The organism is Rhodoglobus sp., from assembly GCF_053580035.1.
The window spans coordinates 159,738-180,646 of sequence record NZ_JBMDVL010000004.1; the positions used below are offsets into that span (position 1 = coordinate 159,738).

The window sequence follows — 20,909 nt, forward strand, 5'->3', positions numbered from 1 at the left end:
CTAGCCTACGGTGAGGTCGCCTTTCGCTCTACCTGGGCGGGGCGTGATCGCCACAAGTGCATACAGGCGTAGCTACGCCAAGGCGCCCACGCGGCGGAATACTGAGTGAGAGCCGGAGCAGCGGCCGGAAGCCCCAGTTCCCTAGCCCCTTGGCGCACAACGAGGTCGCTGCCCAGCATGATGTCGGGATTTCCGAGCACCCGCATCGCCATGTACCCGGCGGTCCACGGGCCGATCCCCGGCATCGCCTTTAGCCTTGCTGTGAATTCGTCGACAGGGGTCGAAACGTCGAGATTGAGATCGCCGGAAGCAAGCGCTTCGGCGACAGCGAGAATGCTCGCAATGCGAGTGCGTGGGCCACGCAGTACCTCGCTACCAGCCGCCGCCAACCGCTCAGCGGTGGGAAACAGGCCATCACTGCCCAGTTCGCGAGCGATGCGGGCGTGCACTGTTCGCGCGGCCGCAACCGAAATTTGTTGCCCAATTAGAGTGCGAAATAGTGTCTCTTCGGTATCGATACTGCCGGGGAGGCGCATTCCGGGAACCCGCGCGACTGAGGGCGCAAGTGCCGGATCCACGGAAAGGATGCGATCGATTGCGTGTGAGTCTGCGTCGAGGTCGAATAGGCGACGCACTCGAGCGACTAGCGGTGCGACATCCGAAATTCTGGCTAGCTGGGCAGTACACACGAGGCCGTTGTCTATCAGTTCGAGGCGAACTGTTGCCACTCCGCCCGGCAAGCGCACCGCGCGCTCAAGGCTGGATTCAGTGGCTAGCTCTATGCCCTCGACTGCATGATTTGCGAAGAAAGTCATGAGCCCGGCTCCGTCGAAGGGTGCACGAGTTGGCAGTCGAAGAGTTAGCGTCGACGGTCGTTCTTCTGCAAGGTGCGGATGAGCGGAGCTGCCGCGCCTGGCTAGCGTACGCAGCTGACTCGGGGTGGTTTCGTACACCGCCTGGATTGTGTCGTTAAATTGGCGGATGCTGGAAAACCCTGCGGCAAAGGCGACGTCGGAAATGCTCAAATCCGTAGCGCTCAGGAGCGTTCGTGCGGCCTGTGCCCGGTGTGCTCTGGCGAGTGCCAAAGGTCCAGCACCGAGTTCTGCTGAGAGCACTCTGGTGAGGTGGCGGCTGGTGTATCCCAAACGGGAGGAAAGTCCAGACACGCCTTCTCGTTCGACGACACCGTCGCCGATGAGGCGCATCGCGCGTGAGGCCAGGTCGTCGCTGAGGTTCCAGTCGGGAGAACCTGGTACTGCGTCGGGCTGACACCGTTTGCACGCGCGGAGACCAGCTTCGTGAGCAGCAGCCGCGGTCCGATAGAACCGCACATTCCGCGGTTGTGGTGCGACAGCAGGACAACTTGGGCGGCAATAGATTCCTGTGGAGTGCACGCCGGCGATGAACTGCCCATCGAACCGCGCATCCCGCGAGCACAGTGCTCGATATTGTTCATCGAAGCTGAGCATGGAGGCGGACATAACTCAAGGGTGCCACCTCGTTAGGCTACTGACCAGCGGAAATCAGACATCACGCTTGCGGCGACTTGACCGAGTACTGCCCGGCGCGCTGACCCGAAGCTGGCCGAAGCGACTACAGTCGCACCGTGGAATCTTCATGGACAGTACTCACCATTCTTGCGGCCGTCTGGCTCGTAGCATTCTCAGCTCAAATCGCTGACTACGCGACGGCACGCTTCGACCACCTTCGACTAGCGCGCGGTGTTCGAACTAGAGTGCGGTTGCACCCTGTTGCGTGGATCGTGCCTGTTGCCGCGCTGGCCCTTGTCATTACGGCAGTAGGGATTGACTGGAGCACACGCTTGTTCTTCGCGAATCCAACACAGACCCCCGCTGGGGTCATCGTCGCGCTCAGCACCGTGGTGTTAATTGTGGCGCTCATTGCGATCATCGCTGTCGTGGTGGTTCGCCCTCCTGCCGATAGCTATCGACTCATGCGTGATGAGCTCATCGAGCTTGCCGGTGTGCGCATGCATCAAGATCAGGTTGACGAATTTCGTGCGCGAGTCGCTGCCATCGATGCAGCATCCAAAGATCGTCGGATGCCGGACGCAGCAACACCTCTAGCAACCGTGCGACTGATTCTGCGAACGCCGCACTGGTTGATCGCGCCAGTTGCTTCACTAGCGGCCATCATCGCGGCGATTGTTGACGTGGCCAACGACTCCTCGCGATCGTGGCCACTGGCAGTAGCAGTGGTGATCTTTCTTCTGAGCCTCCAGTTTGCTGTTTCCGCTGCCCGCGCTTCGCTGACGTTGCGCGCAGCCGTGCGGTCGACTCAAGATGTCTACCGCGGAGAGCTTCTCGGCCTCATCATCGAAGCCGAACGTTCCTCGAAGAAGCGAGTCGCAGGACTCGGTGATCGAGTGACGCGGGCATTGAGCATTTTGCGGGAGCAGCAAGCCTCACAGTAGACGTCCCCAGCGAGGTGGCTGTCTCACGCTAGGGTCGTTTTATGACCGCGAGTGATTCACCTTCTGCGACTCCCGATTTCACCGCATCCGCAGGGATTGCCGCTCAGCAGCCATTGCCGGCGCCTGCCGAGGTCGCTAGCGAAGCGAAGCAGAACCAATTGCATGGTGGGCCGCCTCCGCGGCGAGGGCCTGGCCTGCTTATCTTGGGGATAGTGGGCGTTGTCGCCCTCTCGTTCGTCTTACTTTTTGTTGTTGTCTACGTGATTTCTGCCATCGGCACGGATGCTTTCGCGCTTGGCGGTGTGCTGGCGGTTGTTCCGCTGGCTGTCGTCTTCTTTACCGTGCGATGGATCGATCGCTGGGAACCAGAACCGCGCCTTGCCGTTGTTTTCGCATTTCTCTGGGGTGCTGGCGTCGCTGTCTTGCTTGCGTTGATTGTCGGTGCAGAGATTGAGAATGTCATTGCTGCTCTCGGAGGGCCTGGGCCAGCCTACGAGTTCTTCTCTGCAGCGATTCAGGCGCCGATTGTTGAAGAAGCGGGTAAGGCGCTGGGGATTCTTGTGATCTTTTGGGTCGCACGCCGTCACTTTGATGGACCGATCGATGGATTGGTTTATGCGGCATGGATCGCTGGCGGTTTCGCGTTCACCGAGAACATCTTGTACTTCGGCACTCAACTCGTCAGCGTTGATGGCGGTGGAACAGGAATCTTCCAGATGTTCTTGGTCCGGGGCCTCATGTCACCGTTCGCCCACGTGATGTTTACGGCGTGCACCGGAATCGCATTGGGATTCGCATCGCGCTCGACTCGAGCCGCTCACGGAGTGGGCATCTTCGCCGTGGGGCTCACCGTCGCGATCGCGTTGCACGCCCTGTGGAATGGCGCACTGTTTTTTGTCAATGACTTCTTCGGCTATTACGCCATTGTGCAGTTTCCGCTCTTCGTCGTTGCCATCGTGATTGTTCTTTATCTGCGCAAGCAGGAAGAAAAAATGACGTTCGACCGGCTTGCAGAATATGCGAGCGTTGGCTGGTTCAATCACGATGAGATCGCGGTGCTTGCGACGGCGAGTGGCCGACGTCACGCGCTGGCGTGGGCGGCCCGCAATAACAAGCGAGTGGCGATGCAAGCCTATATTCAGGATGCGACGCGACTCGCGTTCGCCCGTCAGCGCATCATCACGGGGCGTGACCGGATTAGTGCGACCACTGACGAAGCAGTGCTCCTAGGGGCCGTAGTCGAGTCACGCCATGCCCTCATGGGCACCGGGAATCCGCCTCGCAAGGATCCACCGACTGGATAGCCGGCACCGTGAATGAGGAAGTGATCTGCTAAGCAAGCAGGCGGATCACGAACTGCCCGATCCAGAAAACCGCAACTACCGCCACCATCGTAATGGCGGCGATTGAGACGCCGCCCTTCAGCCGTTGCCCCTGAGGGGCGACGAGATTTACGCTCGAGTCGCCGATGCGTTCATCCGCATAATTTCGGGACTGGCGCAGAGTCTTGGCGCCGACAGTATCGGCGATGCCGAGCAGCCGACGGTGTTGCGCTGGGTCAACAAGGTCGAACTCCTGTGGCGAATAGACCAATAGCCACTTGTCGACGACCTCAACGTCGTACGGTGCAGCGTGGTCAATGAGCAACGCCATCAAATCTGGTGTGAAAACGTAGAGAGCGTCGCGTTCATACTGGCGCGGTGAGTACAGCGTGAAATGTTCGTTGAAGTCACCCTCGAGTTTCAACACTTGATCGCGAGCGAACGACTTGGGCAGATTGCTGACACCAAATAATTGATTATTGGAACGAGCATCCAAAACCATGTGGGGGAGAGCCCGGTCAAGCTCTAAGGCCATGAAGCCCCAGTTGTGTGTCTGGCGATTCTTTCCCGAGCCTGTCACATAGCGGTAGTTGCCGTAGTCGAGTGTGCGCCCCTCATTGCTGCGAAAGCGATTGCGGATAGAGCGAGTGCCGCCGTTGTTGAAGATGAGTCCTGGATAGTCAATGGCGGTGTCGAGGGGCGCAAATGTGAGCCCATTGTCTTCAGCGAACTTGTTCATGCGATAGAAGCGCAACCATGGCCCGCCGTTGCGACGCCATGCGCGAATGCCGGCATAGATCGCCCCTGTCGCCACCATCAGAAGGATGAGGAGAAAGAGAAGGGCGGGTAGTGCAGCGAATACCGCGCCTTCGACGAACGCTGATCGAACTATGCCGCTAAGAACGCCGAAAATCTGGCCACCGGCGACGAGGAGAAAGATGACAGCTGCGACAGCGACGAGGCCAACTTTGGCGACCATCCCCAGCTGCGAGTACCCGAAATGGTCGCGGCGTTGTGCCCGAAATTGCGATACCTCGTGAGCGTCAACGGGATAGATCAGCCCGGAGTAGTCGATTGAGCGAAGCATCGTTCCATCGTAAGTTGTGAGGCACTCAAGCCGTCAGTCTCACTTTGGGGGGAGACGGCTCAGAATCGCGGGTTTTGCGGGACTGCAAGCCCCACACAGACTCATCGCCCACCGGTGCGGCACTGCCTGCGACTCTGGTGAGCGATGAGTGTTACTGCTTTCAGCGTGCCACCAAGTTTCGCTAAGCGCAATAGGTTGGCGGCGATTTCATAGTCAAAAACGGCGTACCATTGAAGGCCGCAATTTGGAGAGGAACCCGAATGTCATCGAGTGAACTTGAACGGGAACGGGACTATGTCCATGGTCTCTATCGCCGACTCGATTCGCTTCGGGATGCCGCTCAACAACAGCTGGAGGCTGTGCGCAGGAGCGCTCCAGGAGGAACCCATCAGAACCGGTCTGAGCGCGATGCTTTTGCCCGAATCTATGAAGATCGAGTTGGCCAGTTGCGCGAGATTGACGAAAGATTGGCGTTTGGTCGGCTCGAGTTGGAACCCGATGGCGATGAAAGCGGTCGCGTGCTGCGCTACATCGGTCGAATCGGCCTTCGTGACGATGACCAATTGCCGCTGCTTCTCGATTGGCGAGTTCCTCAGGCACGAGCGTTTTATCAGGCAACGGCCGCGACCCCGCTCGGGGCTCGCGCTCGACGCCACCTCCAAAGCAGCGGGCGCAACATTGTGCGCATCGACGATGAAATCTTTGACTCAGAGATTCTTGAGAGCGACGCAGTCTCACTTCAAGGCGAGGCGGCTCTCATGGCCAGCCTCACTGCCGAACGCACGGGCCGGATGGGCGACATCGTCGCGACGATCCAGGCCGAGCAAGATGCGATCATTCGCTCCGAACTCAGCGGTGCCCTGGTGGTGCAGGGCGGACCAGGTACTGGAAAAACGGCGGTAGCGCTGCACCGCGCGGCGTACCTGCTGTATTCGCATCGTGAACGTCTTTCGACATCCGGTGTGCTGATTGTCGGTCCGTCTCGCTCGTTCTTGCGGTACATCGAAGCGGTACTGCCCTCGCTCGGTGAGACGGGCGTGGTGCTCGCGAGCCTCGGACAGCTATTCCCGGGTGTGGATGCTCGTCGCGAAGATCTAGATGCGGTTGCGAGCCTTAAAGGTTCGCTAGAAATGGCGGCGCTGATCAGGAGGGCTGTTCGGTCACGTCAGGTAGTGCCTACCGCTACTCAGCGCATGGAAATCAATGGTGAAATCCTTGATGTTCCCGCTGATCTCATTCGTGGTGCGATGCAGAAGGCGTGGGATTCCCACAAGCCCCACAATCTTGCTCGAGTGACATTCAATAAGGCCGCGATCGCCGCCTTGAGCCGGATGCTCGCCGAACAGCTTCGTTCACACGGCAACACCATCGACGATTCCGATCAGAAATGGTTGCGCGAAGACATCCGCACTGCCCACGACGTCAAGGTTGCGCTGAACACGGCATGGATGCCCCTGTCGCCTCAGAAACTCATTAGCGATCTCTACGCTCGGCCGGCGTGGCTGGAGAGTCTCACGCCCCGCTGGACTCCCGCGGAGAGGCAATTGCTGCTGCGTGAGCGCGATGCCGCATTTACGATCAGTGACGTTGCACTGCTCGATGAAGCAGCCGAATGGCTCGGTGAAGTGGATGTAGCCCACACCGCGGCCGAGCATGAGCACGCCCAGCAGCGCAAGCGTGACCTCGAGAACGCGGCCGCAGCCATTGAGAACATGGGTGTTGAAGGCATGATTGATGCCGAGACCCTTGCTGACGGATTTGAGGTGGCTGTCGAACGTGCGTCGACCGCTGATATCGCTGCCGCTGATCGCTCTTGGGCCTACGGGCATATCGTTGTCGATGAAGCTCAGGAACTTTCGCCCATGCAGTGGCGTCTCCTCGGGCGTCGCAATCCTCTGAAATCGTTCACGATTGTCGGTGACGTGGCTCAAGCAAGTGCTGCAGCGGCTGCAACGAGTTGGGAAAAAGCGTTGGGGGCTCATGTCGGTAGCGCGTGGCGGCTTGAAGAACTCACCGTCAATTACCGCACCCCCTCTCAGATTGTTGCGGTTGCCGAAGCAGTTGCTTTAGCCCATCACGTGTCGATCACGCCGTCGCGGGCTGTGCGGGAGAGCCCGTGGCCGGTAGCCGTGACGACGACATCCCCTGAAAGTCGTGCCGGGAGCGTTGTCGATGCAGTGCATGCCGATCGGGCTATCTCTACTGATGGAACCACGGCGGTCATCGTGAGCGAGTCGCTGACGGACGAAACCGTTGCTGCACTCACCAGTGCGCTTCCGGGTCTCGTTGGTGAGGGCGCAGCGGGCCTCAATAAGCCGATCGCCGTACTGACGCCTCGAGAATCTAAAGGTTTGGAGTTCGATTCGGTTGTTGTCGTCGAGCCTCAGCGCATTGTTGACGAGATAACTCGGGGCGCTGCCGCCCTGTATGTCGCGATGACGCGCCCAACCCAGCGCCTCAGCATTGTGGCTTCTGAGGGGCTCCCGGAAGGTATTCCCTTACCGAAATAGGGTGCTCGCGGCTGTTCACCCCCACTCGGGTAGGCCCAAAAGTGGGGGTTTCATGAAATTCTCAGGTTAGGCACTATGTATCTAGAAGTTGTTCCTCGGGGGAGGGACCTTCACTCGGGAGCGAGTTTTCGCCACGAGTCGGGCCGGAGGCGGGGGAGCCTCCGGCCCAACGTATTTCTGCATGCATTGAGGTGCATGTGAGAGCTGGAGGGTCTGCGTGCCGCAGAATAACGATCTTCGCGGCCGGATCGCTGGACAGTCAGCTATGGCCGCCGTAATCGAAGCGCAATCACACCGAGCGCCACGAGGACGCTTGGCGCGCACCTTTGGCGTATCCCCGCTCACTGATGAAGGCAAAGCGCACTACCGTGGCGCCGTTGGCGAGTTACTTGTCGGCTCCATCCTTGACCATCTTGGGCACAGCTGGGATGTGCTGCACGGTGTTCCTCTTGGCCCTTCCTCGCTTGATCACTTTGCCGTTGGCCGCGCGGGAGTCTTTGCGATTGCCGTCGTAAATTGCCGGGGCGACGAAGTTGCCGTCAATGGTGATGAACTCATTGTCGCTAAAAGTGTCAATCCCGGGTTGCGCGAGGCCAAGTCCGCTGCGACTATCGTCGCTGAGTCGCTCAGCAACGCTCTCGGCGCCACGATTAGGGTCACGCCAGTCCTTGTCTTGGTTGAGCCGACTAAGGTTTCCACCTTGCAGGATGCTGCTGACGTTCACGTGCTCACCTCGATGCAGCTTGAACAGTGGCTGCTCTCGGCCCCGTCGGTGCTTTCCGGTGAGGATGTTGCCAACATTTCTGGTGCGGCCGAAGCCAACGACACATGGCCACAACCTCAAAAGAGCGCTCGAAAGGCACGAAATCTAACGCGAGCGTTCGTGCGGATCCATCATGAAGTTCGCGCGGCAACGGCGCGACGTTTCCTGTGGGGTGCTGCTTCGGTGATCATCCTGTTTCTTTCCGTGTGGATTCTTGTCTCGATCCTCGCTTCTGCGGTCGTACGCGACATGTGAGTTCCTTATGCGTTGATCCATAGTCAGCCGTGAGTCGTTAGCGAGTCGAGCGCTTTCTCTCTCGAGGTAAGGCACGATGGATGAATGTTTAGGCGACATCCATATCTGAGCGTTGCCACGTTCGGATATTTGGCAATCGTGGCGTGGCTCACTTTGAGTCCCCAAGCGCCTGATCAGCGCGACGGTCCGCTCTGGCGACTCGCGCTATTCCTCGACCGATTTTCTGCAACACAGTGGTTGACGTTCAATGATCTTGAGTTCGTGGCGAACATTGCTCTCTTTGTTCCGCTTGGTTTGTTTTTTGTTTTGCTCGTGGGCAAGCGGCAGTGGTGGCTTGCGATTGGGCTTGCGGTCGGTTTGACCGCGGGTATCGAGTGGGTGCAGCAGTTCATTCCATCGAGGGTGTCTGATCCACGGGATATTCTTTCCAATTCCCTCGGCGCGACTATCGGCGTCGTCATTACTCTCAGCGTTGCTGCCGTGCGCCACCGTGCTCGGGTTACGCTCCGGCGCCGCCATGATGTCGAAAATTCTTCATATTGACGTGAGCGAAGCGTATTCTGGGGCCATGCCTTCCGCGCGCTGGTTTGTTCCGTACCTAGCGGTTTCTGCGATCCATGTCCTTGGTTTGGCTTGTGGGCAAGATGGTGCGGCGAACACGACAAAGTTTCTCCTCATGCCCGCGCTTGTCGTCGCAATCGCCGGCAGTCTTCGGCTGAAGTTCCGTGCCCCCGATGGCGCGTTGGTGCTCGCGTTGGTGTTCGCGTGGGTCGGTGATATTTTCGTGTCGAATACGGGCAGCTCGAGCTTCATCATTGGCCTCGCTGCGTTCTTGTGTACCCACGTTGTGTACTTCGTTCTCTTTATTCGAAGCCTTCGAACCCGTCACATCCCTTGGTCAACCACAGGGCTTGTTGTGTGGTGGATGGGCATGCTCCTCTTGCTACGCGACGATCTTGGCGTCTTCTTACTTCCACTAGCCATCTACGGAATCGTGCTTGGTGCATCGACAGCCGCAGCGTTTGCCACAAGCGCCACGATTGCGACTGGGGCTGTGCTGTTCTTGGTTTCAGACACCTCTTTAGCCTGGGCTCTGTTCGCCCCGACGGGTGCGTGGTGGAATTCGGATGCCGTAATCATGGCGCTGTATGTTTCGGGCCAGTTGTTGATCGTCACCGGCTTCTTGCGCTTGCGAAGTCGGGCTCGGGAGGCTGCTAGCGTGACTGGGTGACTTCTGAACCTCCGTTGGATCCTGTGCAGCGACGTGTTGCGGTTGCGCCGGTGATTGTGGCGGTTGTTGCGCTTCTGGTGTTTGCCGTTGTTGTGACCATCGTTATTACGCTCGCTGCCGCGACGACTCCTGGTAGCGGTGCTCAAGCGCCAACGCCGGGCGTTTCCCCGTCCGCAGTTTCGCCTGACCTCACAGTGCCGGACTCTGCCGCTGTCGCTCCAACCGAGGAGTCGACCGGGGCGCGCTGTGTCGATTTCACCGAGGAGACAGTCGCACTCGATATTGTTGAAGCCTCGCTGACTCAGACGGACCGTGGCGATCTCACCGTCGACGTGACTCTGGCATCCGCTGTGCCCGCTGGCTCGGCACAGTTGGGCATTTATGTTGAACGATCCGACGCTGATCGCGCCTATCAGTTCTCTGTTGAAATCAATGATCGCGAGATTGAGAGCGTCACTTCGTACGAGTTCGATGACAAGAAGAGCGATCGACTTGATGTCGATGATGCTGAGATCGATGGCGCTGTAGTGAGCTTTGTCATTCCGCGCAATGTTTTCAAGAAGCTTGGCGACGACTGGTCATGGTTTGCATTTTCGATGTGGGATGACGCGTCCGCCGATGCGTGCCCTGGCGACCCTGGCTCGTTCGAGACTCTGCTGTTCGATTCGACCGCGTCGTCATCACCGGATAGCGAGCAGCGCGACTAGCCCGGAATGCACGCACCGCTTGACACAGTCGCGGAGAGGCCGGGTGCGTCATCAACGGCGGGTTGAAGCTCGGTGAGGGTTAGTGCGTAACCGACATTCTCTTGGTCGGCACCTCGAGCAAAGATTGCTCCGATTACTTCCCCCCTGAGCGAGAGCAGTGGGCCACCGGAGTTTCCGGGATTCACCTGGCCTGCGAGGGTGTAAACCTCGCGAGGCGAACCGCCAGACCCATAAATGTCGGGGCTGCTGGTTGTGCTGACGTGCTGCACTAGTGCTGCATCGACGGTGATGGGCCCTCCGTAGGGATAGCCCTCGATAGCGGCACTAGTTCCGGGGCGTACAGTGCGGCCGAGTGGGAGGGGAGCGGAGCTGAGTCCGGGTACCGCGATTACAGCGAGGTCGTCGCTCGGGTCGAAATACACGATTGTTCCGGTGAGGACTTGGCCGTTTAGCGCTTCGATCACGGGGCGTTCCGTGCCAGCAACGACATGAGCGTTGGTAACAATTCGTTCATCGGAAACCACGAATCCTGTACCGGTCTGGGCTTGGCCACAGGCGTAGGCGTTGCCGGTGATCCGAACAACGGATTCGGCTGCCGTGGCGAGAATTGCGCTGTCAGTGTCGATCGTCGGGATTTTCCCGCCAGCGGCTCCGAGCTCCGATGTGAAGAACGGTACGCCCTGATCGGCGAGCACAGTGCGCAATTGCGCGATTCTGAGTTCGACGTCATTCGGTGTCAGGTCCTGAATTGTGCTGATGACAGCCGAGCCTGAAATGGTGCGGGAGAGTAGCGGTGAGCCGAGCTGCGCGACGCTAAAGCTGACGGTCGAAACGATTAGCGCGGCAAGGACACCATTGGCTATGCCCCCCGCGACTCGGTCGATGCCTCTGAGTTTGCTGGTTTCGAGTTCCGCGCGAAGTGCGCGAGCTATCGCTGCACCGATCGCGTGCCCAATTGCGATAAGAGCAATCGCGGCCACAATAGTGAGAGCGACGCGAAGCTGTGGCCACGGAATCGAGGTTGATATTGATGGCGCCAGCAGTACAGCGGCAATGACTCCCGCGACGATTCCCGCGATGACGAAAACGCTTCTGGTCAGCCCTATCGAGATGCCATAGGCCACGTACCCAAGCAGCAGCGCAATAAGCAGCAGGTCGAGTAGCGGGGACACATTCACCTCTCAACTCTAAACGGCCGTTCTACCCCCATGCGCCGAGTTGGGTGATTCACAGAATCCAGCTAATCTCTGCCTGTGGCGTGTGGGGGAATTGAGTGAGTGGTGTTGAGCGGCGCGAGGGTGCCGAAACCATGGCTGGGGCACCAGCGGTTGCAGAGGCCGAAGTCGGTTTTGGGCCGGCGATGTCTGCCTGCCTTCGAGCGCAGGCTGCGCGCGAACGTCAGAGCGTGCCGGCTAGATTTTTTGGTGTTAATCCCCTCTCGATGACGGCACGTCAGCACTATTCTTCGGCTCTCAGCGAGCTGGAAACGGCAGTCGCCCTTGCAGCCTTAGGCGCAGACTGGTGCGTTGCCCATTCGACCCGCAGTGCGACTAACCGGATCAATACCGACCACATAGTGCTCGGTCCTCCTGGAGTCTTCTTGGTGTGCAGTCGGCAACATCCGCTAGCGAAGATTGTGACCGCTGGTCGGATGATTATGGTCAATGGGCGCCGCGTTGCCTATGTTCGGGATGCCCTGATTGGGGCGGATCGCCTGGCTGAGGAGTTGGCTGATCTCGGTGCCGATCACATCGGGGTCCGTCCCGTCGTGACCATTGGGGGTGCCTCCGGTGTCATTTATGGCAATAAGCGCCCGCCCGTTCCGGTGCTTCAGCTCGGAGAGCTCGTGAGCTGGCTTCTCCACGAACCTCCGGTGCACTCCGTAGGGGAGGTGAACCGCCTTGTAGCCACAGCAGCTCGTCTCGAGTCATGGCATGTTCTACCGGCAGCAGGTAACGCGAACGTGAGGCTCACCGCGCGGTTCGAAAGACTTCGGGCTGAAGTCGACGCTGCGCGTCAGCGATATCGTTTGTGGCTTGTTGCTGGAGGTGCCGCGGCAATCGCGGCAACGGTAACCATGCTGATCGTCGTCGGTCCGTCAATTACTGAATTAGTTACGGGTTAACTTTGCCGCTCGTCCTGCCGAGCTCCCAGTTCTGCTAAACTCTCAAGGTTGCCGTCTAACGGCCGCGGACAAAGAGAGCTCAAGCATTCAGCTATGGGCACCGCGCAACGACTAGAGAGGGGATTACCTTATGGCACTTGAAGCAAGTATCAAGAAGGCGATCATCGAAGAATACGCAACCCACCCAGGTGACACGGGATCCCCCGAGGTCCAGATCGCGATGATGACTCGTCGCATCCTCGACCTCACGGAGCACCTCAAGATGCACAAGCACGACCACCACTCACGTCGTGGACTGCTTCTTCTTGTTGGTCAGCGTCGCCGTCTGCTGGGTTACCTGCAGAACGTCGACATCACGCGTTACCGCACGCTGATCGAGAAGCTGGGATTGCGTCGCTAGTCGATTCGTCACACTTGCCAAAGGCCGTCATCGCATTGCGATGGCGGCCTTTGTTGTTAACTCTGGCCGTGGTTCTTAACTCTGGCCGTCGTCGTCACCGCGGTGACGAGCCGAATTAGGCTGTTGGCCCGGTTGCTGTATCAGCTGACCGCTTGTTCTTCCGCGGCAGCGTGAGCAGGGTGGTGATGCTGACGGCGATCATCAAGATTGCGCCGATTGCGACGAGCGAAAGTAGCCCGGCTGCTGGTAATACGAACATGGCTACTCCTGCTGCAATCGAAACGATCCCGCTGAGCCAGCCGAACCAGCGAGGGTGGATGGTGCCACGAACGCCACCGACTAGGTCGACGATGCCCTCGAGAATCCATCCAATTCCAATGACGAGCGCGAGTGCTCCGAGCGATTGGAACGGGTTAGAGAGACACAGGATTCCCGCAATAACCACCAACAAGCCGAGTAGGCCAGTGACCCAGCGCATGGGCGAGTCGAGGTTATTGGCAACGAATGCTGCCGTGATGCGGAATAGTCCTGAGGCGATGAGGTAGATGCCGAAGAGGATTGCAACAGTCAACATGGTTGCTGCAGGAAACAGGAGACCAATGACACCGAGGACGAGTCCGATCACCGCTACCGCGACGAGCTGGCCGCGGTGAACTCGCAGTAGCCCCGGAAGAAGGTCCTCGGCAGAGGTAGAGCGGAATGGTGTGCTTTCAGACGGGCTCATGGGTGTCCTCAGATGTGTGGTCGATCCGTGATTGTTGGGTTCATTCTCCCAGCATCGACGGGCTTGCGTGCAAGTGCGACGCACCCGTTAGGCTCGATATATGTCGCGTCGCGTTACTTTCTCTCAGCTCGGTGGGCCAGAAGTGCTCACGATTTCCGAAGTTTCTGAACCCCATGCGGGTGTTGGCGAAGTGCGGGTGCGGGTCAGGTTTGCCGGCGTCAATCCTTTTGACGCCAAAGTATTTAGTGGCGGTGCCACTTCGACGCCACAGAAAGTCGCATTCCCCAGTGGCAACGGCAACGATTTCGCTGGTGTCGTTGATGAACTTGGCGACGGCGTTTCGGAATGGGCTATCGGCGATGAAGTGCTCGGAGGAAAGGGGTTCAGTGGGCAAGCCGACTATGTTGTTGTTCCCACAAAGAAGCTTGTTCGCAAGCCGGCCGCTCTCAGTTGGGAACAGGCCGGTGGCCTCGACATTGCTGGCCGCACCGCCTGGGCAAGTGTCGAGAGTGTTTCACTCACATCAGCAGACACTGTTCTCGTCAGCGCCGCTGCTGGCGGAGTTGGGGTGATTGCTGCGCAACTCGCCAAGCTCACTGGCGCGCGAGTCATTGGCTCGGCCAGTGAATCGAACCATGAATTCTTGAGGTCGCTCGGCATCCTGCCGGTGACCTACGGCGAGGGCATGGTTGAGCGCATTCTCGAAATCAGTCCAGAAGGTATTACGGCCGCACTCGATAACAATGGGCGTGAGACGGTGGATGCCGCGCTTGCGCTTGGTGCACCGGCATCCCGCATCAATTCCATCGCTGACTATGCAGCTAGCGAGGACTACGGCACATCTGTTGTTGGTGCAGCCGGGGCCAGCCCCGATGACCTTGCCTCGCTTGCCGCTCTTGTGGCTGCGGGGACCGTTCAGGTTCCCATTGATTCGGTGTTCCCCTTCGAGGAAGTCTCCGAGGCATACAAGAAGCTCATGACTGGTCACTCGAGGGGAAAGATTGTGCTCGCGCTTTAACCTTCGTTCCGCGATCTGAGCGCGACGATATGATGAGCCGGTACTGGCCGTAAGCAGAGAGCGACGATCGCCATTTTTCAGCTCCTTACTACTGGCGTGATTGCGGGCATAGCCGGATTCGCCTCATCATTTACCCTCGTGGTCGCGGGCCTACGCGCTGTCGGCGCAAGCGATGCGCAGGCGGCATCCGGTCTCCTAGCGCTTACCGTTCTTATGGGACTCGTCACGATTGGGCTCGCGTGGCGATACCGGATGCCGATCACCGTTGCGTGGTCAACTCCGGGTGCCGCACTGCTCATTGTTGCTGCTCAGGGAGATGTTGAGTTTCGCGCGGCCGTCGGAGCGTTCATCGTGTGTGCGGCGTTGATCATGGTGTGTGGACTGGTGCCAGCACTCGGCCGGCTCATCACTCGCATTCCGCAGCCGATTGCTAGTGCGATGCTGGCGGGGATCCTGTTTCCCATTTGTCTTGCGCCGATCACGGCATCGGTGGAATACCCGTGGCTGGGGCTCCCCATGGTGATCGTGTGGCTCATTCTGCTGAAGGTCGCGCCGCGCTGGGCCGTTCCGGGCGCGTTGGTGGCCGCCGTCGTCGCGATTACGCTCACATCGAATGGCGACGGAATCGAGGCGTCGACCTTCGTGCCGCAACTCAGCTTTGTGGCACCGATCTTCGACCCCATTCTGATTGTCAGTCTTGGCATCCCCCTGTTCATCGTGACGATGGCTGGTCAAAACGTGCCTGGCTTCACGGTCATGCGCACTTATGGCTACGAAGTGCCAGCGGGTCCTGCGCTCACGGTTACCGGCGCGGCGTCTGCGGTTGGAGCCGTTTTTGGTGGCCACGCACTCAATCTTGCGGCAATCACGGCGGCGCTCACCGCGAGCGAGGAAGCGCACGATGACAGTCGAAAGCGCTGGATTGCCTCGGTATCAGCGGGCGCCACCTATGTTGTGATCGGTCTCGGTGCCGGCTTCGCGACAGCCCTAGTCGCTATTGCGCCGCCGATCGTCGTCGTTGCTATCGCCGGGCTCGCTGTGATTGGCGCATTGATCACGTCGGTACGAACAGCGCTTGATGCACCGCACCATCGCATCGCTGCGATTGCCACGTTCTTGGTTGCGAGTTCGGGGATCACCGTGATCGGCATCGGCTCCGCATTTTGGGCGCTCGTAGTCGGAGCCATTGTTATGGCGTGGTTGGGGTGGCGACGGCGCGAGAGTCGAGCCGAATCCACCCCATAATCCGAACGCCCGGTGCACCATCGAAAAACTTTTCGAAGTTTTTTGAGATTGCTGCATCCAAAACAGGGTCTCAGTCAGAAGTACTCCATGTCAGGCGAATTACGCCTACACATGAGAGGACAAGAACCGTGCGAAACAGAATCATTGCCGGCGTAGCTGTCGGCGCGATCGCCGCAGTGGGCGTCGCTATCCCCGCAAACGCAATCTCAGACTCCAGCGCAGACCTGTACGTGCTTCACGCTGTGCCTGACCTAGTCGTCGACGTGTATGTCAATGGTGAACTCACCCTTGACGACTTCGAGCCTGGTGACCTCGCCGGCCCCCTCGACCTTCCCGCCGGAACCTATACGGTGGCGATCACAGCCGCCGATGCCGCTGATGACTCATCGCCGGCAATTGGCCCGATCGATCTCACGTTGGAAGCCAACATGAGCTACACGGCAGTTGCTCACTTGGATGCTGCCGGTGATCCAACAGCGACCCTGTTCACCAACGACCTGAGCACAATTCCGGCGGGAGAGGGCAAGCTCACCGTCCGTCACACGGCCGCAGCCCCCGCTGTAGACGTACTCGCCAATGGTGCTGCAGCGTTCACCAACCTCAGTAACCCCGATGAAGTAAAGGCAAACCTCGCGGTGGGAACTATCTCCGCTGCCGTTGCCCTTACCGGAACCACGGATCCGGTTATTGGCCCGGCTGACGTCACGATTGCCGAAGGTGTCAACACCATTGTGTATGCCTGGGGCAGCGCCGCCGACGACAACCTCACCATCGCAGTGCAGACCATTGAGGGCCTTCACTCAACTCCGGGTGGAGTGGATGCCGGTACCGCTGGCCTCGCCGGTAGCAACAACAACGGGCTTCTCCTCGGAGGACTGGGTGCTCTTGCGGCGCTCATCGCCCTCGCCGGATTCGCCGCAACACGAGTCTCTGCAGCTCGAGCGACGAAGTAATTCACCCACCAGCAGTCACCAACCAGCACTCACCAACCCCAGCAAGGAGAACGTCATGGCCGCGAGAACCCTAGCCCTCGCGGCCTTGGCGCTTCTTCTTGCTGGTTGCACCGCAGTGCCGGCGCAATCTATTGCACCAGATCCTGCACCGGCTCCGCGCCCTACTGCAGTGGTCGACGTTCCGCGTCAGTCGAGCGAGATCGCGCCGATTGAGCCAGTGGCAATCCCGGTTCGGATCCAGATCCCTTCCGTCTCAGTAGACATCGCCATCGCTCCGGTCGGCATCGAAGCAGACGGCTTCATGCAGATTCCGGAAAATATCACCGTGGCCGGCTGGTATCGGTTCGGCTCATCGCCGAGTAGCGAACGGGGATCCACCGTAATCACCGCTCACGTCGACGATTTTATTCAGGGCCTTGGCCCCTTTGCCTACCTGTCGACGATGCCAGCTGACGCAGAAATCATAGTGACGACAGATGACGGAGTCGACCATCGATACCGTCTCGAGTCTGTACAAAGCATCCAGAAGGAGCAAGTTCCGCTTGACCAAGTGTTTGACCGGGAGGGCGCTCCGCGAATTGTTCTTCTCACTTGTGGTGGACAGTTCGACCAGAATGTGCGGAGATATTCAGACAACGTTGTAGCGATCGCCAATCCGCTGTGACTACCACCAACCGGAGAGCCATGACCGACGAAGAAGTCGCCGAGGAAGCCCGCATGACTCAGGCCTTCATTGCGGGCGACGAGTCTGCGCTCGCTGACGTTTACCGCCGCTGGTCTTCTCTAGTGTTTACTCTGGCAGTTCGTTCTCTCGGCGACCGAGGTGATGCCGAAGACGTCACCCAGAAAGTTTTTGTGTCTGCATGGACCGGGCGGGCAAGCTACAAGCCAGAGCGATCGAGCCTCTCCGCCTGGTTAGTTGGCATCACAAAGAACAAAATTGCTGACACCCATGAAGCGAGAGCGCGAGTGCGGCGACTTCACGAACAGCTCACGGCAACGACATCACGGGCGGAGCCGATTGTGGAAGACTTCGATCTGGCTGACACTCTTTTGGTGGCCGATGAAATCTCTCGACTTGATTCGGATGCTCAAGCGATCATGCGCTTAGCATTCTTCGACGATCTCACTCACAACCAAATAGCCGACCGTCTCGAACTACCTTTAGGAACGGTCAAAAGCCATATCCGGCGCAGTCTGCAACGGATGAGAACACGATTGGAGGCGACCTATGCGACACGTTGATCCTGAAGTGCTCGCTCTGCTTGCCCTCGGCGAACAGGTTGCCCTCCCTGAAGACAGTGTTCACGTGAGCGAGTGTGATCAGTGCCGCCGCGAAATCGAGGTGCTCTCGCGTGCGGCAATGATTGGCCGCTCCACGTTCGACGCTGGAGAATTACTCGATCCGCCGTCACGGGTCTGGGAGCGCATCAGCGATGAGTTGTCGCTCAGTCCCGAAATCAGTGTTCCTGCCGAAGCTGGCGAACCGACCGGAGTTAGTGTGCCCGCGCGCGACGAGAATAATGCGGCAGGCGCCATCATTCATTCGCTTGAGAAGCGCCGGCGCCCCTGGATCGGTGCTCTCGCCGCCGCGGCATCTCTTGCTCTCGTCGCCGCAGCAGGTTCGGCGATTTGGCTAGCGTTTCGGCCGGCCGAGCAACCGACAATTCTGGCAAGCGCAACGCTCGACGCTTTCCCGAATTGGGCTGAAGCATCGGGGGAGGCCACACTCGAGCGGCTGCCCGATGGCACGCGGGTAATCGACGTGAACTTTGCTGCGCCGGCGGCCGATGGTGGCTACCGCGAAGTCTGGCTAATCACTACGGATGCAACGGCTCTCGTGAGCCTCGGAATTGTCGAAGGAACCACTGGCCACTTCACGGTGCCCGCTGGTCTGGACGTTGATCGCTATGCGCTAGTCGATATCTCCGAGGAACAGTTTGACGGAGATCCATCGCATTCCGGTGACTCGATCGTTCGTGGGCAACTCTCCGCCGAAGCCTAGAGGCGGCCAACGCCAGCGACAGCACAATTACTAGTCGAAGCGCGTAGTCTCCAAACGATACAGAGCTAGAGCGACTGAGAGCCGTGTGCGTCCCCGTGCTGTGCGCACATCGAAGCCCAACTTTCCGCTCAGTTCCTCTGCGCGGGATTGCACAGTCGAGTGGTGAAAACCGAGCGTACTGGCCGCAGCGCGCAGGCTTTCACTCGCTGCGAGGGTGTCGAGCATCGGCAGGATGCGTGGGGTCTCGCGAATCACGACACCGAGCGACTGGAGGTCGCAATTCTCGGGCGCTCCGGCGGGACTGATCTCCGCGAGCAACAACAGGGAGCCGAGATCGTCAGCGTGCAGCACCGGTTCACTATCGGAGGTCAACCGAAGGGCGGTGAGCGCCGAAATCCACGAGCGCACCAGATCAGCGGGCGCGGCAGCGATGCCGATTCCGGCGCGCGGAGCTTGCACGGCATCCGTGCTGAGTCTAATTTCGGCGCGCACAGTGCCTGCCACCGTTGCGATGACGGCGGATGGGCCCGCGGCGGCAGTCGTAGCGGTCGCCGGCTGAGCTATCACACGGTAGCGCGTGGTCGAAATAAGGTGCAGGGAGTGGGCCGCACTCTGACGGTGTTCGGGAGTCTCCGTTGCATCGAGAATTACTTCGACTGGGTTATGTAGGGATTCAGCTGCGCCGGTTCGCTCGATAAGAATTCTGATTGCGAGCGCGACTCTTTCGAGGATCATGTCGTCGTTCGCGTGGGCCGCCCCCTTGCGTTCTATCCAGACGGTCGCACCGTCAGCAACGGGCAGGGCTGGCCATGAGTCTGCAGAGCCGGGATCAGAACTGCGGCGCCCGCGCTCGTCAACTCGAAGGTTCAGCGCCGGCGAAGTGAGGCCTGCCGGGCATCCAGCGAGCATGCTTGCACCGCGCAAGAGCACTTCGGCACTGGCGTGGCCCGCGGTGAGCGCGTCGAAATACGAGATCACCCGCAGGGTTTCGCTGGCTTCGGGATCGAGCGCTTTCAAGCGTCCGGCTAGTTCTTGCATTCTCGTTCCGCCCTCTGTGGTTCGAGCCCTACTCTATTGCGGCCCGCCCAGAACGAACAGTCGCGCATAGGGCTCGAACCGCAGGCGCACCGGTGGCGCTGAAGCCTGCAGGCTCGCTACAGACCGAGCGTGCGGCGCAACCAGTTGAGTCGAGCGTCTTGAGTGGCGATGGAGAGCGCGGCGAAAGGAGCCATGGCATCGTAGCCGTGGAAGCCGCCGGGCCAGACGTGCAGTTCGCAGTGGCCGCCCGACGCCCAAATGGTTGAGGCGTAGGCGACGTCTTCGTCGCGGAATACTTCCGAGGTGCCCACGTCAATAAAGGCGGGCGGCAAGTTGCTGAGGTCCGTCGCGCGCGCGGGTGCCGCGTAAATAGACACTTCGTCGGTCTTACGACGGTCGCCGAGCAGGGCATCCCAGCCGGTGTCATTGCTGCCGCGATCCCAGACTCCCGTGCCGTCGATCTGATAGCTCGACACTGTCTCGTTGCGGTCATCGAGCATCGGGTAGATCAGCATTTGAGCGGCAAGAGCGGGTCCATTGCGGTCGCGCGCCAAGAGCGTCGTGCCCGCAGCTAGGCCTCCTCCAGCGCTACCGCCAGCAATGACGAGCTTTGTCGCATCGATGCCGAGCCGTGCTGCGTTCTCTGCCGTCCACACGAGAGTCGCGTAGCAGTCTTCGACCGGAGCAGGGTCAGGATGCTCGGGAGCCAACCGGTACTCGACCGACACCACAACGGCATCCAATTCTTCAACCCAGGCGAGCATCGTTTCCATGCCGCTGAAGCGGTCGCCGATGATCATTCCGCCGCCGTGAGTATGCACAATGCCGGGCCCCGCCACGCTGTGATCGTTGCGATGGAAGATGGAGACCAGCAGGTCCCCACCGGGACCAGCGAATGTCTCTTCGCGATGAGTGATGGCTCGCCCGTCAAGCAAATCGGCGACGGGCGCAACCAGCCCGGTTCGCAGAGGCTCGATCATGTCGGGAGTGAGCGTTGGCGGTAGCTGCTCGTTCACGATAGCCAGAACTGCGGCTAGTTCAGTATCGAACGGGGGAGCCGGGTGAACATTCTTCGTAGTCATGAGAACTCCA

Annotated in this window: 21 protein-coding genes; 15 read left to right on the forward strand and 6 right to left on the reverse strand. The window is 59.5% G+C overall.

Going from position 1 to position 20,909, the window contains the following annotated elements; translation table 11 throughout:
• Positions 1 to 5: 5 nt before the first annotated feature.
• On the reverse strand, positions 6 to 1,481 hold the full coding sequence (locus tag ACOH1Z_RS13020) for an AlkA N-terminal domain-containing protein (protein ID WP_449648927.1): 1,476 nt from the start codon (positions 1,479 to 1,481) through the stop codon (positions 6 to 8).
• Positions 1,482 to 1,606: 125 nt separating this feature from the next.
• On the opposite strand from ACOH1Z_RS13020, the gene ACOH1Z_RS13025 reads away from it, so the two are divergent.
• Positions 1,607 to 2,434 (forward strand): hypothetical protein, encoded by an 828-nt coding sequence (locus ACOH1Z_RS13025; protein ID WP_449648928.1) that lies wholly within the window; start codon positions 1,607 to 1,609, stop codon positions 2,432 to 2,434.
• Between the two features lie 41 nt (positions 2,435 to 2,475).
• Positions 2,476 to 3,738, forward strand: a complete 1,263-nt coding sequence (locus ACOH1Z_RS13030) for a PrsW family intramembrane metalloprotease (protein WP_449648929.1) — start codon at positions 2,476 to 2,478, stop codon at positions 3,736 to 3,738.
• 28 nt (positions 3,739 to 3,766) lie between these two features.
• Here the strand turns inward: ACOH1Z_RS13030 and ACOH1Z_RS13035 are convergent, their stop codons facing one another.
• On the reverse strand, positions 3,767 to 4,843 hold the full coding sequence (locus ACOH1Z_RS13035; RefSeq protein WP_449648930.1) for a hypothetical protein: 1,077 nt from the start codon (positions 4,841 to 4,843) through the stop codon (positions 3,767 to 3,769).
• A gap of 260 nt (positions 4,844 to 5,103) precedes the next feature.
• Between ACOH1Z_RS13035 and ACOH1Z_RS13040 the strand changes: the two genes are divergently transcribed.
• From ACOH1Z_RS13040 to ACOH1Z_RS13060, 5 genes are all read left to right on the forward strand, one after another.
• Positions 5,104 to 7,353: a HelD family protein gene (locus ACOH1Z_RS13040; RefSeq protein ID WP_449648931.1), complete on the forward strand. Its 2,250-nt coding sequence runs from the start codon at positions 5,104 to 5,106 to the stop codon at positions 7,351 to 7,353.
• A gap of 217 nt (positions 7,354 to 7,570) precedes the next feature.
• On the forward strand, positions 7,571 to 8,371 hold the full coding sequence (locus tag ACOH1Z_RS13045; RefSeq protein WP_449648932.1) for a nuclease-related domain-containing protein: 801 nt from the start codon (positions 7,571 to 7,573) through the stop codon (positions 8,369 to 8,371).
• Positions 8,372 to 8,455: 84 nt separating this feature from the next.
• The gene (locus tag ACOH1Z_RS13050; protein ID WP_449648933.1) at positions 8,456 to 8,914 is read left to right on the forward strand and encodes a VanZ family protein; all 459 of its coding nucleotides are present in this window, start codon (positions 8,456 to 8,458) and stop codon (positions 8,912 to 8,914) included.
• Positions 8,915 to 8,939: 25 nt separating this feature from the next.
• Positions 8,940 to 9,602, forward strand: a complete 663-nt coding sequence (locus ACOH1Z_RS13055; RefSeq protein WP_449648934.1) for a lysoplasmalogenase family protein — start codon at positions 8,940 to 8,942, stop codon at positions 9,600 to 9,602.
• Complete coding sequence (locus ACOH1Z_RS13060; RefSeq protein WP_449648935.1) at positions 9,599 to 10,309, forward strand: hypothetical protein; 711 nt, start codon at positions 9,599 to 9,601, stop codon at positions 10,307 to 10,309. Before ACOH1Z_RS13055 ends, ACOH1Z_RS13060 begins: the two co-directional genes overlap by 4 nt.
• Here the strand turns inward: ACOH1Z_RS13060 and ACOH1Z_RS13065 are convergent.
• Positions 10,306 to 11,487, reverse strand: a complete 1,182-nt coding sequence (locus ACOH1Z_RS13065; RefSeq protein WP_449648936.1) for a MarP family serine protease — start codon at positions 11,485 to 11,487, stop codon at positions 10,306 to 10,308. The two genes, ACOH1Z_RS13060 and ACOH1Z_RS13065, sit on opposite strands and share 4 nt — an antisense overlap.
• A gap of 227 nt (positions 11,488 to 11,714) precedes the next feature.
• Between ACOH1Z_RS13065 and ACOH1Z_RS13070 the strand changes: the two genes are divergently transcribed.
• Together ACOH1Z_RS13070 and rpsO are read left to right on the forward strand one after the other, a co-directional pair.
• Positions 11,715 to 12,434 carry a hypothetical protein gene (locus tag ACOH1Z_RS13070; RefSeq protein WP_449648937.1) on the forward strand — a complete coding sequence of 240 codons (720 nt, stop codon included), beginning with the start codon at positions 11,715 to 11,717 and terminating at the stop codon, positions 12,432 to 12,434.
• Between the two features lie 130 nt (positions 12,435 to 12,564).
• Positions 12,565 to 12,834, forward strand: a complete 270-nt coding sequence (gene rpsO / locus ACOH1Z_RS13075) for a 30S ribosomal protein S15 (protein ID WP_009771894.1) — start codon at positions 12,565 to 12,567, stop codon at positions 12,832 to 12,834.
• A gap of 115 nt (positions 12,835 to 12,949) precedes the next feature.
• On the opposite strand, the gene ACOH1Z_RS13080 is transcribed toward rpsO, so the two are convergent.
• Positions 12,950 to 13,558, reverse strand: a complete 609-nt coding sequence (locus tag ACOH1Z_RS13080; RefSeq protein WP_449648938.1) for an HdeD family acid-resistance protein — start codon at positions 13,556 to 13,558, stop codon at positions 12,950 to 12,952.
• 100 nt (positions 13,559 to 13,658) lie between these two features.
• Between ACOH1Z_RS13080 and ACOH1Z_RS13085 the strand changes: the two genes are divergently transcribed.
• The 6 genes from ACOH1Z_RS13085 to ACOH1Z_RS13110 all read left to right on the forward strand — a co-directional run bounded on the left by ACOH1Z_RS13085 (position 13,659) and on the right by ACOH1Z_RS13110 (position 18,779).
• Complete coding sequence (locus ACOH1Z_RS13085) at positions 13,659 to 14,576, forward strand: NADP-dependent oxidoreductase (protein ID WP_449648939.1); 918 nt, start codon at positions 13,659 to 13,661, stop codon at positions 14,574 to 14,576.
• A gap of 72 nt (positions 14,577 to 14,648) precedes the next feature.
• A complete protein-coding gene (locus ACOH1Z_RS13090; protein ID WP_449649009.1) occupies positions 14,649 to 15,821 on the forward strand; it encodes a benzoate/H(+) symporter BenE family transporter in 1,173 nt (390 codons plus the stop codon).
• A 128-nt stretch (positions 15,822 to 15,949) separates the two neighbouring features.
• Complete coding sequence (locus ACOH1Z_RS13095; RefSeq protein WP_449648940.1) at positions 15,950 to 16,774, forward strand: DUF4397 domain-containing protein; 825 nt, start codon at positions 15,950 to 15,952, stop codon at positions 16,772 to 16,774.
• 55 nt (positions 16,775 to 16,829) lie between these two features.
• Positions 16,830 to 17,438: a class F sortase gene (locus ACOH1Z_RS13100; protein WP_449648941.1), complete on the forward strand. Its 609-nt coding sequence runs from the start codon at positions 16,830 to 16,832 to the stop codon at positions 17,436 to 17,438.
• A gap of 20 nt (positions 17,439 to 17,458) precedes the next feature.
• Positions 17,459 to 18,019, forward strand: coding sequence for an RNA polymerase sigma factor (locus ACOH1Z_RS13105; RefSeq protein ID WP_449648942.1), 561 nt, complete (start codon positions 17,459 to 17,461; stop codon positions 18,017 to 18,019).
• Positions 18,006 to 18,779, forward strand: a complete 774-nt coding sequence (locus tag ACOH1Z_RS13110) for an anti-sigma factor (RefSeq protein ID WP_449648943.1) — start codon at positions 18,006 to 18,008, stop codon at positions 18,777 to 18,779. The genes ACOH1Z_RS13105 and ACOH1Z_RS13110 overlap by 14 nt, the downstream gene beginning before the upstream one ends.
• Positions 18,780 to 18,809: 30 nt before the next feature.
• Here the strand turns inward: ACOH1Z_RS13110 and ACOH1Z_RS13115 are convergent, their stop codons facing one another.
• Together ACOH1Z_RS13115 and ACOH1Z_RS13120 are read right to left on the reverse strand one after the other, a co-directional pair.
• Complete coding sequence (locus ACOH1Z_RS13115; RefSeq protein ID WP_449648944.1) at positions 18,810 to 19,817, reverse strand: helix-turn-helix domain-containing protein; 1,008 nt, start codon at positions 19,815 to 19,817, stop codon at positions 18,810 to 18,812.
• A 116-nt stretch (positions 19,818 to 19,933) separates the two neighbouring features.
• A complete protein-coding gene (locus ACOH1Z_RS13120; RefSeq protein ID WP_449648945.1) occupies positions 19,934 to 20,899 on the reverse strand; it encodes an alpha/beta hydrolase in 966 nt (321 codons plus the stop codon).
• Between the last annotated feature and the right edge of the window lie 10 nt (positions 20,900 to 20,909).